At 64.4% G+C, this 14,811-nt stretch carries 10 protein-coding genes; 6 read left to right on the top strand and 4 right to left on the bottom strand.

Features of this window, described 5'->3' with window-relative positions; genetic code table 11:
* Nucleotides 1–170: 170 nt before the first annotated feature.
* Complete coding sequence (locus tag V6M61_RS11420) at nucleotides 171–1,625, bottom strand: amidase (RefSeq protein ID WP_332776698.1); 1,455 nt, start codon at nucleotides 1,623–1,625, stop codon at nucleotides 171–173.
* Between the two features lie 114 nt (nucleotides 1,626–1,739).
* Between V6M61_RS11420 and V6M61_RS11415 the strand changes: the two genes are divergently transcribed.
* The 6 genes from V6M61_RS11415 (at nucleotide 1,740) to V6M61_RS11390 (ending at nucleotide 9,920) form a co-directional block, all read left to right on the top strand.
* Nucleotides 1,740–3,323 (top strand): ABC transporter substrate-binding protein, encoded by a 1,584-nt coding sequence (locus tag V6M61_RS11415; protein ID WP_332776697.1) that lies wholly within the window; start codon nucleotides 1,740–1,742, stop codon nucleotides 3,321–3,323.
* Nucleotides 3,324–3,440: 117 nt separating this feature from the next.
* On the top strand, nucleotides 3,441–4,394 hold the full coding sequence (locus V6M61_RS11410) for an ABC transporter permease (protein ID WP_332776696.1): 954 nt from the start codon (nucleotides 3,441–3,443) through the stop codon (nucleotides 4,392–4,394).
* Nucleotides 4,394–5,281, top strand: coding sequence for an ABC transporter permease (locus tag V6M61_RS11405; protein WP_332776695.1), 888 nt, complete (start codon nucleotides 4,394–4,396; stop codon nucleotides 5,279–5,281). Before V6M61_RS11410 ends, V6M61_RS11405 begins: the two co-directional genes overlap by 1 nt.
* A complete protein-coding gene (locus V6M61_RS11400; RefSeq protein ID WP_332776694.1) occupies nucleotides 5,278–6,942 on the top strand; it encodes an ABC transporter ATP-binding protein in 1,665 nt (554 codons plus the stop codon). The genes V6M61_RS11405 and V6M61_RS11400 overlap by 4 nt, the downstream gene beginning before the upstream one ends.
* 5 nt (nucleotides 6,943–6,947) lie before the next feature.
* Nucleotides 6,948–8,447, top strand: coding sequence for a M81 family metallopeptidase (locus tag V6M61_RS11395; protein ID WP_332776693.1), 1,500 nt, complete (start codon nucleotides 6,948–6,950; stop codon nucleotides 8,445–8,447).
* Between the two features lie 12 nt (nucleotides 8,448–8,459).
* Nucleotides 8,460–9,920 (top strand): amidase, encoded by a 1,461-nt coding sequence (locus V6M61_RS11390; protein WP_332776692.1) that lies wholly within the window; start codon nucleotides 8,460–8,462, stop codon nucleotides 9,918–9,920.
* Between the two features lie 12 nt (nucleotides 9,921–9,932).
* Here V6M61_RS11390 and V6M61_RS11385 read toward each other — a convergent pair whose 3' ends face one another.
* From V6M61_RS11385 to V6M61_RS11375, 3 genes are all read right to left on the bottom strand, one after another.
* Entirely contained in the window at nucleotides 9,933–10,706 is a 774-nt protein-coding gene (locus V6M61_RS11385; protein WP_332776691.1) for an SDR family oxidoreductase, read from the bottom strand.
* A 95-nt stretch (nucleotides 10,707–10,801) separates the two neighbouring features.
* The gene (locus tag V6M61_RS11380; RefSeq protein ID WP_332776690.1) at nucleotides 10,802–12,235 is read right to left on the bottom strand and encodes an aldehyde dehydrogenase family protein; all 1,434 of its coding nucleotides are present in this window, start codon (nucleotides 12,233–12,235) and stop codon (nucleotides 10,802–10,804) included.
* 164 nt (nucleotides 12,236–12,399) lie between these two features.
* Nucleotides 12,400–14,592, bottom strand: coding sequence for a sodium-translocating pyrophosphatase (locus V6M61_RS11375; RefSeq protein ID WP_332776689.1), 2,193 nt, complete (start codon nucleotides 14,590–14,592; stop codon nucleotides 12,400–12,402).
* Nucleotides 14,593–14,811 lie beyond the last annotated feature (219 nt).

Below are 14,811 nucleotides of genomic sequence, written 5' to 3'. Positions count from 1 at the left end.
CAAGCTTGATGCCTGCATTGCCTACGGCCCGGGCATCCTGGATCTGGCGCACCAGCCCGACGAATACGTGGGCATTCAGGAGCTGGTGGACAGCGCCAAAATCATGGCACTGGCGGCTTTGAGTCTGACCAAGGGACGGCAGGCGCCGTGAACAACAAGATGTTGGCGATTCAGCGGACCCTAGGCGTGATCTGAAGAATGTCCTGCGCAGCGCCCTCATAAGCCTGCGCCAGCTGCAACACCGCCAGGTCGGCCCCGGGCTTGCCGATGAGCTGCAGGCCCATCGGCAGGCCTTGGTCGCTGAAGCCTGCCGGCACGCTGATGCAGGGCAGGCCGGCGAAGCTGGCGTAAATCACCACTTCCATCCAGCGGTGGTAGGTGTCCATGGCGCGGCCGTTGATCTGGGCGGGCCAGCGCTCGCCGGCGTCGAACGGCCAGACCTGCGCTGCGGGCAGCGCCAGAAAATCGTAGCGCTCCAGCAGCGTGAGCATGTGCTGGTAAAACGCGCTGCGCTGCGCGCTGGCGGCAAAAAACTGGCTGGCAGTCAGGCCCTGCGCCTGGTCGTATTCCCACAAGGCTTCCGGCTTGATCCGTTCGCGGTTGCCAGGCTGCAGCAGAAACGGTGCGATGCGTGTGGCCACCAGCGCGCGCCGCCACACCAGCCAGGCTTGCCAGACCCGGTCCGCCGGCGTTCCCAGCGCAGCGGCTTCGACCGCGCAGCCCAGCTGTTCAAGGCGCTGCAGGCTCTGGTCGCAGACTGCCAGAATGCCGGGCTCCATAGTCAGGTAGCCATCGAGGTCTGCCAGCCAGCCAATGCGGGTGTGTTTGGCGTCCAGCGCGGGCAGCGTCAAAAACTGGCTGCCATCCTGGGCAATGGACAGCGGCGCGCGCGCGTCCCAGCCGGCCTGCACACTGAGCAACATGGCCACGTCTTTGACGGTACGACCCATTGGCCCCTCGGTTCCCAATTGGCTGAGGTAGACGTCCTGCGCGGGCCACATCGGCACGCGGCCCTGGCTGGGCCGCAGCCCAAACACGTTGTTCCAGGCCGCGGGATTGCGCAGGCTGCCCATGAAGTCGCTGCCATCGGCCACCGGCAGCATGCGTGTGGCCAAGGCCACGGCGGCGCCGCCGCTGCTGCCGCCGGCGCTCTTGCGTGTGTCGTAAGCATTGCGGGTGACGCCGAACACCTCGTTGAAGGTGTGCGAGCCCAGCCCGAATTCAGGGGTGTTGGTTTTGCCCACCACGATGCAGCCCGCCGCCTTCATGCGCGAGGCCATCAGGCCGTCTTCTTTGGCGACAACATCCTGCATCAGCGGTGAACCCAGCGTGGTGCGCAGGCCCTGCACCGGTGTCAGGTCCTTGATGGCTTGCGGCATGCCGTGCATCCAGCCCATGCTTCCCGCGGACGCTTTGCCGGGTGCCAGTTGCGCATCGCGTTCATCGGCTTGCGCCAGCAGCAGCTGCGGCTCCTGCAGGCTGACCAGCGCGTTGTGCGCCGGGTTGAGTTGCGCTATGCGCTCCAGGTAGGCTTGCATTACTTCGCGGCACGAGACCTGGCGCGCATGGATGGCGCGCGAGAGTTCCGTCGCAGGCCAATCGGTGATCAGATTTTTTAGACTCATGTTGTTTTTTGGATAACGTGGCTTGAATATTGCATCGGGAGTATGGTTACATTACAAAGCAGCTTTGTGCTTCCTGTCTGAATATTCCAACTCTTGCGTCGAAGGAAATTTGTCATGAAACGTCGCTCCCTGTTTGCCCTGGCCGCCTCGGCTACCCTGGTGTCCGGTCTGCTGTTGCCCCTTGCCGCGCAGGCGCAGACGAAAACGCTGAAGGTCGTTCCGCATGCAAACATCACCATTTTGGACCCAGTCTGGACCACGGCCTTTGTGACCCGCAACCACGGTTACATGATTTATGACACGCTGTTCGGGACCGACCTGGAAGGCAAGGTCAAGCCGCAGATGGTGGACACCTTCAGCGCGTCCAAAGACAGCAAGGTCTGGACCTTCACCTTGCGTGACGGCCTGGAGTTTCACGACGGCAAACCCGTGACCAGCGAGGACGTGGTGGCATCGCTCAAACGCTGGGCCAGTCGCGACAGCTTTGGCGGCGTCATGGCCAAGAGCCTGGACAGTTATGAAACGCCCAATGCCAAAACCTTTGTCCTCAAGTTCAAGCAGCCTTTTGGCGTGATGCTCGAAGCACTGGGCAAGCCCTCGTCGAACGTGCCTTTCATCATGCCCGCCCGCATTGCGGCCACGCCGGGCAGCGAGCAGATCAAGGAAAACATCGGCTCCGGCCCCTACAAGTTCGTCAGCGCCGAGTACAAGCCGGGTGAACGCCTGGTGTATGTCAAGAATGACAAATACAAGCCGCGCACCGAGGCCCCCAACGGAACCACCGGCGGAAAAACCGTTTACCTGGACCGGGTCGAGTGGGTCATCATCCGCGACCCGCAGACGCAGTACAACGCGTTGCTTGCCGGCGAGGTCGACATCGTCGAGCAACCCGCTTTTGAGCAGTACGCCTCGCTCAAAGCCGCCAAGGATGTGCAGATTGTGGATGCCCAGCCGGCCGGCCTGCAGTACATCTTCCGCTTCAACCACCTGCATGCGCCGTTTGACAACGTGAAAATCCGACAGGCGGCGATGGTGGCCATGGGCCAGGAGGCGTTTCTGAAAACGCAGGTGGGCGCCCCGGGCATGTACAAATTCTGCAAGAGCATGTTCCCTTGCGGCACGCCTTATGCCAGTGACAACGCCGGCATTTACACCGGCATGGCCAATCCGGGCAAGGCCAAACAGATGCTGGCCGAAGCCGGTTACAAGGGCGAGCCCGTGGTCCTGATGCGGCCCACCGACCTGGCGTCGATTGCCAAGTTGCCGCTGGTCGCCAAGCAGCAGCTTGAAGCCGCCGGCTTCAAGGTCGACATGCAGCAGTCCGACTGGGCCACCCTGCTGGCCCGGCGCGCCAAGAAAGATGCACCCGATAAAGGCGGCTGGAACGCTTTCATGACGGCATGGACGGCCGGCGACATTCAAAACCCACTGACCATGGCCATGCTCAATGCCACCGGCGACAAGGGCTGGTTTGGCTGGCAGGACGACAAGGTCATCGAAGAGCTCAAAGCCAAGTTCGCCCAGGCGGGCACCGAGGCAGAGAAGAAAAAACTCGCCGAGCAGTTGCAGCTGAGGGCGATAGAAACCGCAACCCATGTGCATCTGGGCCAGTACAACAATCCGGCGGCTTTGCGGACAAACATCTCCGGGCTGGTGCCGGGTGGCGCGCAGGTTTACTGGAATATCAAGAAAAACTAAGCTGGTGCGTTCGTTGAATTGTCATTGCGGGCTTGACCCGCAATCCAGGCCCGCGCGTCATGGATGCCGGATCAGGTCCGGCATGACAATCAAGGTACAGTCCGGCGACAAATCCCCATGCTGAGATTTCTGCTGCAGCGCCTGCTGGCCACCATCCCCGTCCTTCTCGTCGTTGCCGTCGTGGTCTTCCTGATCCTGCGCTTGACGCCGGGCGATCCTGCCGCAGTAATCGCCGGCAACAACTCGACCAACGAAGACATCGAAAAAATCCGCGAAGCCCTGGGTTTGAGCAAACCCTTGCTGTCCCAGTTCTGGATATGGTTCAGCCATGTGCTGCAGGGCGATCTGGGCTACTCGTTTTACCTGAACAAACCCGTCACCGAACTGATTGTCCAGCGGCTGGAGCCAACGCTGAGCCTGGCAGTGGGCACCTTGCTGCTGGCCGTGCTGGTGGCGGTGCCGCTGGGAACCATCGCCGCCTGGCGCATGGGGGGCTGGCTGGACCGGCTGCTGTCGGGCTTTTCGGTGGCCGGGTTTTCCATTCCCGTGTTTGTCACCGGTTACCTGCTGATCTACGTGTTTGCCGTGCGGCTCGAATGGTTCCCGGTGCAGGGCTACCGGCGCCTGTTCGGCGCTGACGGGCAGGGCGTTTGGACCTGGGCGCGCCAGCTGGTGTTGCCCTGGCTCACGCTGGCGATGATTTATGTGGCCCTGATTGCCCGCGTCACGCGCGCCAGCGTGTCCGAGGCGCTGACCGAAGACTACATTCGCACCGCCCGCGCCAAAGGCCTGGCCGAGTCAAAGGTGTTGATGCGCCATGCGCTGGCCAATGCCGCCGTGCCCATCGTCACCGTGATCGGCATTGGCGTCGCGTTGCTGATTGGCGGCGTGGTGGTGACCGAGACCGTCTACTCCATTCCCGGCCTGGGCTCGCTCACGGTGGACGCGGTGCTGAATCGCGACTTCCCGGTGATTCAGGGCCTGGTGCTGTTTTTCAGCCTGCTGTATGTGCTGGTCAATTTGCTGGTCGATGTGAGCTACCTGTTTCTGGACCCGAGGATTCGCTACTGATGCAGGCCTGGCAACTACTTTTCCAAAGGCTCTGGCGCAACAGCGCTTTCCGTTTCGGCGTGCTGGTGCTCGGCCTGCTGCTGCTGATTGCCGCCATGGCCCCCGTGCTGGGCACGGTGGACCCGGCGGCGATGGACTCGGCCCACATCAACACCGCTGCCGGCGTGCACGGCCAGTTTTCGCAGCTCGACGGCACGGCCGTGCCGCACACCTTCTGGATGGGCGCCGACAACTTCGGCCGCGATATTTTCAGCCGCGTGTTGTATGGCACGCGCACCTCGCTGGTGGTGGCGACGTTCACCGCGGCGGTGGCGATTGGCGTGGGGGCCTTGCTCGGCATGCTGGCCGGCTACTTTCGCGTGGTCGATGCCGTGCTGATGCGTTTCATGGACGGGCTGATGGCCATCCCCGCCATTTTGCTGGCGATCGCGCTGGTGGCGGCCCTGGGCGCGCAGCTGTGGACGGTGGTGGTGGCCATTGCCATTCCTGAAATCCCGCGTGTCACGCGCCTGGTGCGGGCCATGGTGCTGACCTTGCGCGAGGAGCCTTTTGTCGAAGCGGCGCGGGCGCTGGCCACGCCGACGCCGGTGATTTTGTGGCGGCACATTTTGCCCAATGCGATGGCGCCGCTGATTGTGCAGGGCACCTTCGTCGCCGCGTCGGCGGTGCTGACCGAGGCGATCCTGAGTTTTCTCGGCCTGGGCCTGCCGGCCGACATTCCGACCTGGGGCAACATCATGGCCGAGGGCCGGGTGCAGTTCACCCAGTACCCGGGCAACGTGCTGTTTCCCGCCCTGTTTCTGGTGCCGACGGTGCTGGCGATCAACCTGCTCGGTGACGGATTGCGCGATGTGCTGGACCCGAAATTTTCCAAACGCAGCCCATGAGCACAAGCCACCAACCCGTCCTGGTCATCGACAAACTGCATGTGGCCCTGCCGCCCGGCAGCGACCGGGCCTATGCGGTCGAAGACGTCAGCCTGCGTATCTACCCGGGCAAAACGCTGTGTGTGGTCGGTGAATCCGGCTCCGGCAAATCGGTGATGGCCACGGCCGTGATGGGGCTGCTGGCACGAGAACTCAAGCCAGGGGCGGGCAGCATTGCGCTGCAGGGCGAGTCCTTGCTGGTAGCGTCGGGCCAACGCTTGCGCGCCTTGCGCGGCCAGGCCATGGGCATGGTGTTTCAGGAGCCGATGACGGCGCTGAACCCGGTGATGACCTGCGGCGACCAGATCGACGAGTTGCTCAGGCAGCACACCGACTGGGGCGCCAAGCGGCGCAGCGAAGCGGTGCTGGACATCGTGCGGCGTGTCAAGCTGCCCGAGCCCGAGCGCATGATGCGCAGCTACCCGCACCAGCTCTCGGGCGGGCAGCGCCAGCGCATCGTGATTGCGATGGCCGTGATTTTGCAGCCGGCCCTGCTGATCTGCGACGAGCCGACCACGGCGCTGGATGTCACCACGCAGAAAGAAATACTCAAGCTGATTGCAGAGCTGCAGGAAGACCGGTCCAGCGGCCGCCGCCAGGCCTGCGCCGTGCTGTTCATCACGCACGACATGGGTGTGGTGGCCGAGATTGCCGACGAGGTGCTGGTCATGCACCAGGGCAAGGCCGTCGAATACGGCACGCGCGACGCAGTGCTGCTCAGGCCGCAGGCGGACTACACCAAAATGCTGCTCGCGGCGGTGCCCAGCATGACGCCGCCGCCGGCGCGGCCCGCGCCCGAAGGCCCGCCCTTGCTGCGCGGCCAGGAGGTCAGCAAGACCTACAGCGCCCGCGACTGGCTGGGCCGCAGCCGCCTCACCCACGCGCTGCAGGCGGCGTCGGTGGCGGTGCACGCCGGCGAGACCGTCGGCATTGTCGGTGAGTCCGGCTCGGGCAAATCGACGCTGGCGCGCTGCCTGATCCGGCTGATCGACCCCACGGAAGGGCAGGTGTTGTGGGGCCGGACCATGCAGGGCCAGCGGGACGACCAGAAAGGCGCCGTGCTGGACGTGGCCAACTTCAGCGAAGGGCAGCTCAGGCCCTTGCGCAGCCAGGTGCAGGTGGTGTTCCAGGACCCGAATCGCTCGCTCAATCCGCGTCGCAAGGTCGGTGACTCGATTGTCGAAGGCGCTATCAATTTCGGTGCTAGTCGCGCAGAAGCCTTGGCGCTTGCAGCCAGTTTGATGGACAGAGTCAGGCTGCCGGCCGAAGGTCTGCAGCGTTACCCCAGCCAGTTCTCCGGCGGGCAGCGCCAGCGCATTGCGATTGCCCGTGCGCTGGCCTGCCGGCCTCGCGTGCTGGTGGCCGACGAAGCCGTCAGCGCGCTGGACGTGAGCGTGCAGGCCCAAATCCTGAAGCTGCTGCGCGAGATCCAGGTCGAGCTCGGCCTGGGCCTGCTGTTCATCACGCATGACCTGCGCGTGGCCGCCCAGCTGTGCGACCGCGTTGTCGTCATGCACCACGGGCAGATTGTGGAAGAGGGGCCGACCGCCCAGCTCTATGCCCATCCCCAGCACGACTACACCCGCCGCCTGCTTGCGGCGGCTCCCGGAGGCATATTTTGAAAAGCTTGAAAATTCTCGTCGCTGGCTACCAGCATGAAACCAATACCTTCGCCCCCACCAAGGCCGACTGGGCGGCGTTCAACCGCGGCGACTCCTTTCCCGCCTTCGTTCATGGCCGGGCCATGCTGGACAAGCTCACGGGCATCAACATTCCCATCGGCGGCTTCATCGACGCGGCCGCTACCCTGGGCTGGCAGCTTGTTCCCAGCAGCTGGTGCGGTGCGATCCCTTCTTCCTATGTGACCGAGGACGCGTTCGAACGCATCAGCGCGTCCATCCTCACCGATGTGCACAAGGGCGGCTTCGATGCGGTCTACCTGGACCTGCACGGTGCGGCCGTGGCTGAACATGTGGACGATACCGAGGGCGAACTGCTGGCGCGCATACGCCGCGTGGTGGGCGCCGACATTCCCATCGTCGCGAGCCTGGACCTGCATGCCAACGTCACGCGGCGCATGTTGCAGGAGGCCGATGCGCTGGTCTCGTACCGCAGCTACCCCCACGTCGACATGGCCGCCACCGGCGAACTGGCGGCGCAGTTGCTGGCGCGGCGTATCAAGCTCGGGCGGCGCGAGCCGCTGCACTTTCAGCGCCTGCCCTTCCTGATTCCGCTCAACGCGCAAAGCACCTGGATGGAGCCGGCCAAAAGCGTGTACGAAGAGCTCTTGGCCCTGGACCGGGACTTCGGCTCGGTCCTGAGCTTTTGCATGGCGTTTCCAGCGGCTGATTTTGCAGAGTGCGCGCCCATGGTCTGGGGTTATGGCGAGCATGCGGCGCAAGCCGTGCAACGCCTGGGCGCCCGCGTGGCCGAACCTGCCCAGTGGCGGCTGGCGACGCTGGACGCCGCCGACGCCGTGACCCAGGCCATGGCGCTGGCCACGCGCAGCGACAAGCCGGTGGTGATGGCCGACACCCAGGACAACCCCGGGGCCGGCGGCGACAGCAACACGACCGGCCTGCTGCATGCCCTGTTGCAACAAGGTGCAGGCCGACGCTTTCCCGGCCAGGTCGCACTCGGCCTGATGTTCGATCCCGAGGCGGCGGCGATGGCCGCGGCCGCTGGCGTGGGTGCGACCATTTCCACCACCCTGGGCAAGGCCGTGCCGACCTTCACCGGGCATTTGAGCGACCCGCCGCTGCGCGGCCAGTTCAAAGTGCGCGCGGTGCACGACGGCAAAGTCACGCTCAAGGGCCTGATGATGACCGGGCTCACCGTGCACCTCGGGCCCTGTGCCTGCCTCGAAATCGATGGCGTGCTGGTGGCCGTGGCCAGCGGCAAAAAGCAGATGCTGGACCGCGAGCTGTTCCGCATGGTCGGCATAGCACCCGAAGCGATGAAAATCATCGTGGTCAAAAGCTCCAACCACTTTCGTGCCGACTTCACGCCACTGGTGGCCCATGCGGCGACCGACATCCTGATTGCCAAGGCGGCCGGACCGATGGCGGCGGACCCGGCCGATTTACCGTGGAAGAATTTGCCCGAGTCGATCAGGCGCAGGCCTTAGTGGGAGTAACTGATGACAGCATCCGCACCTCTGCCCGATCTGGCTGACTGCACGGCAACCGAGTTGCTGCAGCTCTACAAAACAGGCCAGGCCTCGCCGGTAGAAGCCACACGCGCGGTGCTGGCGCGCATCGATGCGCTCAACCCCCAGCTCAACGCCTTCTGCCTGGTGGCGCACGAGTCCGCAATGCAGGCTGCCCAGGACAGCGAAGCGCGCTGGCAGCGCTTTCGCAAAAACGGTGTGTCTCGTGGCGAGCCCTGCGGCGAGCTCGATGGTGTGCCGGTCTCGATCAAGGACCTGATCCTGACCCAAGGCATGCCGACCTTGCGCGGCAGCCATACGGTGGACGCCAACCAGCCCTGGGACGTGGACGCGCCGGCCAGCGCGCGGCTGCGCGAAGCCGGGGCGGTAATTCTCGGCAAAACCACCACGCCAGAATTTGGCTGCAAGGGCGAGACCAATTCGCCGCGCACCGGCATCACGCGCAACCCCTGGGATGTGAGCAAAACCCCCGGTGGCTCCTCCGGCGGCGCCGCAGCAGCGGTGGCGGCCGGCTTGGGGCCGCTGGCCATAGGCACCGACGGCGCCGGCTCGGTGCGCATTCCGGCGGCGTTTTGCGGCAACTTTGGCCTCAAGCCCAGCTTTGGCCGCGTGCCGGCCTACCCGCTGTCGCCGTTTGGCTCGGTCGCGCACCTGGGGCCGCACAGCCGCAGCGTGCGTGATGCGGCCTTGCTGATGAATGTGCTGAAAAAGCCCGACGCCCGTGACTGGACCTCGCTGCCCTTTGATGCCAGCGACTACCTGCAGGGGCTGGAGGACGGCATCCGGGGCTTGCGCATCGCCTGGTCGCCGACACTGGGTTACGCCCGCCATGTGCACCCCGAGGTGGCGCAGGCGGTCGCAGCAGCGGTGGCGCAGCTGGTGGACCTGGGCGCCCGCGTCGAGCAGATCGACCCGGGCTTTGAAGACCCGCTGGAAATCAGCACCGGCCTGTGGTTTGCCGGTGCCTGGACGCTCTGGAACACGCTCACAGCCGGGCAACAGGCGCTGACCGATCCCGATTTTCGTGCGCAGGCGCTGCTAGGCGAAAAGCTCAGCCTGCTCGACGTGCAGCGCCTGCATCTGCGGCGCGGCGCGCTGGGCGCTCACATGCGCCAGTTCATGCAGGGTTTTGATTTGCTCGTCACGCCCAGCGTGGCCGTGCCGGCATTCGAGGCACGGCCTGCCGGACATACCGCGATGGGCTCGGCGGCCATGCTGGGCTGGACACCGTTTTCCTACCCCTTCAACCTGACGCAGCAACCGGCCAGCACCGTGCCCTGCGGCTTGACCGCAGCGGGCTTGCCGATAGGCCTGCAGTTTGTCGGGCCGATGTTTGGCGACGCACTGGTGCTCAGGGCCTCGCGCGCTTACGAAGCCGTGCGATCCGCCGACCTTGACTTCAAAAGGCCGGTGCCGGTGCTACGTATCTGAGCAGTATTGGGGCTAGACGCAGCGTCCGCCGTCTACCTCGATACACACGCCGCTGATGAAAGCGGCTTCGTCGCTGGCCAGGTAGAGCGCTGCATTGGCAACATCGAGCGCCGTCGAAAAACGCCCGAGCGGAATGCTGGCCAAAAACCTTGCCCGGCGCGCTTCGCCTTCGACACCGGTGACCGGGCCGCCGGCAAACTCGGCCGACAAGCCTGTGTCGGGGTTGAACACCGGGTTGATGCAGTTCACGCGGATGTTGTCCGGTCCCAGCTCGGCAGCCAGTGATTTCGAGGTGGTGATCACCGCCCCCTTGGAGCCGTTGTACCAGCTCAGGCCCGGGCGCGGGCGCACGCCGGCGGTGGAGGCAATGTTGATGAAGCTGCCGCCGCCATGCGCGCGGAAAACCGGTGCCGCGTGAATGGTCGAGAGGTAAATGCTTTTGACGTTGATGGCGTAACAGCGGTCAAAGTCGTCTTCGCTGGTTTCCAGCGCGGGCTGGTTGCGGTGCGTCCAGCCGGCGTTGTTGACCATGACGTCGAGCTTGCCGTAACGCTGCACGGCAGCGGCGACCAGCGCCTTGACCTCGCCCGTTTTCGTCACGTCGGCCGCAAAGAAGGACGCGGTGCCGCCGGCTTCGACAATCTCGGCCACGACTTTTTCGCCCAGAGCAACATTGATGTCGTTGACGATCACCTTCGCGCCCTCGGCCGCCAGCCGCTTGGCAATGCCTTCACCGATGCCGCCGCCGGAACCGGTGACGATGATGGATTTGTTTTTGACTCGCATGGATGGTTTCCTTGATTGCTATTGATTTGGTAGCTGCTTGCGCCGATCTTTAAAGGGCTGCAGCCTTGTTTGGCTTGAGCTTTAAGGGCTGGTGTTCAGCCGTGGCGCACGGCGACCGTCTTCAGGGTGGTGAAGCCGTACAGCGCCTCAAAGCCTTTTTCGCGGCCATAGCCCGAAGACTTGACGCCGCCGAAAGGCAGTTCCACACCGCCGCCGGCACCGTAGTTGTTGATGAAGACCTGGCCGCTCTTCACACGTTTGGCCATGCGCAGTTGGCGCGCGCCGTCGCGTGTCCAGATGCCGGCGACCAGGCCGAACTGGGTGGCGTTGGCCAGTGCCACCGCATGGTCCTCGTCCTTGAAGCTCATGGCGCACAGCACCGGGCCGAACACTTCTTCCTGCGCCAGGCGGTGCATCACCGGCACATCGCGCAGCAAGGTGGGGGCCTGGTAAAAGCCGGTGTCAGGGGCTTCTTCCACGATCTGGCCTTGCGCGACCATGGGGATGTTGGCGACCTGGGCATCGCTCAAAAAGTCCCGGACGCGCTGCTGCTGGCTTTGGCGGATCAGCGGGCCGACGTCCAGGTCCAGGGTCGCGGGGCCGACGCGCAGCTGCGCAAAGGCCTGGCCCAGGCGTTCGAGCAGGGGCTCGTAAATCTGCTGGTCCACCAGCAGGCGCGAGCCGGCCGAGCAGGTCTGGCCGGCGTTTTGCACGATGGCGTTGATGATGGCCACAATGGCGGCGTCCAGGTCGGCGTCGGCAAAGACGATTTGCGGGCTTTTGCCACCCAGTTCCAGCGTGACGGGGCAGTGGCGCTCGGCCGCTACCTGCTGGATCAGCGTGCCTATGGTCGGGCTGCCGGTAAAGCTGATGTGGTCTATGCCCTTGTGGCGTGCCAGCGCATCCCCGACTTCGTGGCCGTAGCCGGTGACGATGTTGATCGCGCCGGCCGGAAAACCGACCTCGGCGGCCAGCTGCGCCACACGGATCAGCGACAGGCAGGCGTCTTCAGCGGGTTTGACCACGCAGACGTTGCCGGCAGCCAGCGCGCCGCCGACGCTGCGGCCGAAAATCTGCATCGGGTAGTTCCACGGAATGATGTGGCCGGTCACGCCATGCGGCTCGCGCCAGGTGAAAACGCTGTAGCCGTCCTGGTAGGGAATGGTCTCGCCGTGCAGCTTGTCGCAGGCGCCGGCGTAAAACTCGAAGTAGCGCGCCAGCGCGGCGGCGTCGGCTCTGGCCTGTTTGGTCGGTTTGCCGCAGTCGCGCTGCTCGATCATGGCCAGTTCTTCGGCATGTTCGGCCACCTTGTGCGACAGGCGCATGAGGAGCCGGCCGCGCTCGGCGGCGCTGAGCTTGCACCAGACTGTTTCCAGGCAGTGATGCGCCGCCTGAACGGCGTCATCAATATCCTGTGCGTTGCTGCGCTGGATGTCGTCGAAGGGCTGGCCGTTGGACGGATCGATGACAGGGATGGATTGGCCCGAGGATGAACGGACGGATGCGTTGGCGATGTAATTGAGTTGCATGCTTAGCATTTTGCGCGAAAACGCGAGGCGTCCAAAAAATTTAGCCGAATCGGGCCGCGCCCCTTTATTTATATGCGTATATTGCTATTAAATTGATAGTAACTTATGCGGTATGAATAAATAAAAAAAGCCCGCCGAAGCGGGCTTTTGGCGAAGCAGGGCTCTTATTTGGACGCCGGTGCCGCCGGTGCTGCTACCGCAGGTGCGGCGGCCGGGGCGGGCATCGCAGGGGCCGGTGCCGTTACGGCTGCGGGCGTCGCCATCGGCGGTGCAACTGCGGCCAGCGCCGAGCCACCGTGGAACTTCATCATCAGCGGCACGATCAGCAGCGCCACGATGTTGATGATCTTGATCAGCGGGTTCACGGCCGGCCCGGCCGTGTCCTTGTAGGGGTCGCCCACGGTGTCGCCGGTCACGGCGGCCTTGTGCGCCTCCGAGCCCTTGCCGCCGTGGTTGCCGTCTTCAATGTACTTTTTGGCGTTGTCCCAGGCGCCGCCGCCGGTGCACATGGAGATCGCCACGAACAGGCCGGTCACGATGGTGCCCATCAGCAAGCCGCCCAGCGCCTTGGGGCCCAGCATCAGGCCGACCAGAATCGGCACCACCACCGGCAGCAGCGAGGGGATCACCATTTCCTTGATCGCGGCGGTGGTCAGCATGTCCACGGCCCTGCCGTATTCGGGCTTGGCCGTGCCTTCCATGATGCCCTTGATCTCGCGGAACTGGCGACGCACTTCCACCACCACCGAGCCGGCGGCGCGGCCCACGGCCTCCATCGCCATGGCGCCGAACAGGTAGGGGACCAGGCCGCCGATGAACAGGCCCACGATCACCATCGGGTCGCTCAAATCAAAGCTGATGGCGTTGCCATAGCCTTCCAGCTTGTGGGTGTAGTCGGCAAACAGCACCAGCGCGGCCAGGCCGGCCGAGCCGATGGCGTAGCCCTTGGTCACGGCCTTGGTGGTGTTGCCCACCGCGTCCAGCGGGTCGGTGATGTCGCGCACGCTGGCGGGCAGCTTGGACATTTCGGCAATGCCGCCGGCGTTGTCGGTGATGGGGCCATAGGCGTCCAGCGCCACCACGATGCCGGCCATGCTCAGCATGGCGGTGGCGGCCGTGGCAATGCCGTACAAGCCGGCCAACGAATAGGCCGTCATGATGGCGATACAGACGCAGAGCACCGGCCACGCGGTGGAACGCATGGACACGCCCAGGCCGGCAATGATGTTGGTGCCATGGCCCGTGGTGGAAGCTTGCGCGATATGCTGCACCGGCGAGTACTGCGTGCCGGTGTAGAACTCGGTGATCCAGACCAGCGCGGCGGTCAGCGCCAGGCCCACGGCACAGGCGCCGAACAGGCGTATCTGCGTGCCGGAGGCGGTCACGGCGTTGTCAGGCATCAGCCACATCGTGACGAAGTAAAAGGCAATCAGCGACAGCACGCCGGCCACGGCCAGGCCCCTGTAGAGCGCCGGCATCACGTTCCTCATGCCGGGCGAAGCCTTGACGAAGAAGCAGCCGATGATGGAAGCCACGATGGACACGGCCCCGAGCGCCAGCGGGTAGACCACGGCGTTGAGCGGGGCAGACGCCACCAGCAGGGCGCCCAGCACCATGGTGGCGATCAGCGTCACCGCATAGGTCTCGAACAGGTCGGCCGCCATGCCGGCGCAGTCACCCACGTTGTCGCCTACGTTGTCGGCAATCACGGCCGGGTTGCGCGGGTCGTCTTCGGGAATGCCGGCTTCGACCTTGCCCACCAGGTCGGCGCCGACGTCAGCGCCCTTGGTGAAAATGCCTCCGCCCAGACGCGCGAAGATGGAGATCAGCGAGGCGCCGAAGGCAAAGCCGATCAGCGGGTTGAGCAGGGTGGTCAGGTTCTTGTCGGGCGTGAAGTTGCCGTTGCCCACCAGGAACCAGTAGAAACCGGTCACGCCCAGCAGGCCCAGGCCCACCACCAGCATGCCGGTGATGGCGCCACCGCGGAAGGCTACATCCAGCGCCGGGCCAATGCCCCGCGTGGCGGCCTGCGCGGTGCGCACGTTGGCGCGCACCGAGATGTTCATGCCGATGAAACCGCAAGCCCCCGACAGCAGCGCACCTACACAGAAGCCCGCGGCGGTTTTACCGTCAAGAAAGAGTCCGATCAGCACAGCAAGCACCACGCCCGCCATGGCAATGGTCTTGTATTGCCGAGCCAGGTAGGCGGCGGCTCCGGTTTGGATGGCGGCTGCAATTTCCTGCATCCGCGCGTTGCCTGCATCCTGCGAAAGAATCCAGCTGCGTGCCCAGAAGCCGTATCCCACGGCAATAAGCCCGCAGACGAGCGCCAGTATCAGCGCCGAGTTGCCAGTCATAGAGAAATCTCCTACGTTGTTTTTCGCTTGGAGGGGGTGGCAACGCTAGTGTGGTGCTGTCACCCCCGCTGCGTTGCTTCCTCGTTGCTCCCGTGAGGAGACGATTGGCCAACTCGCGAAATTTAACGTGAAAACATGACAACTTGGCGACCCGTAAGGTCTGGATCAGTAAAATGCGGGTAAATACCGACGATTTACCTCAACTTCCAGCAACAACTA

The sequence above is a fragment of the Polaromonas sp. genome, from assembly GCF_036676035.1.
Classification (GTDB): domain Bacteria; phylum Pseudomonadota; class Gammaproteobacteria; order Burkholderiales; family Burkholderiaceae_C; genus Polaromonas.
The sequence above is the reverse complement of the archived record's forward strand: the minus strand, read 5'-3'. Positions and strand labels throughout refer to the sequence as shown.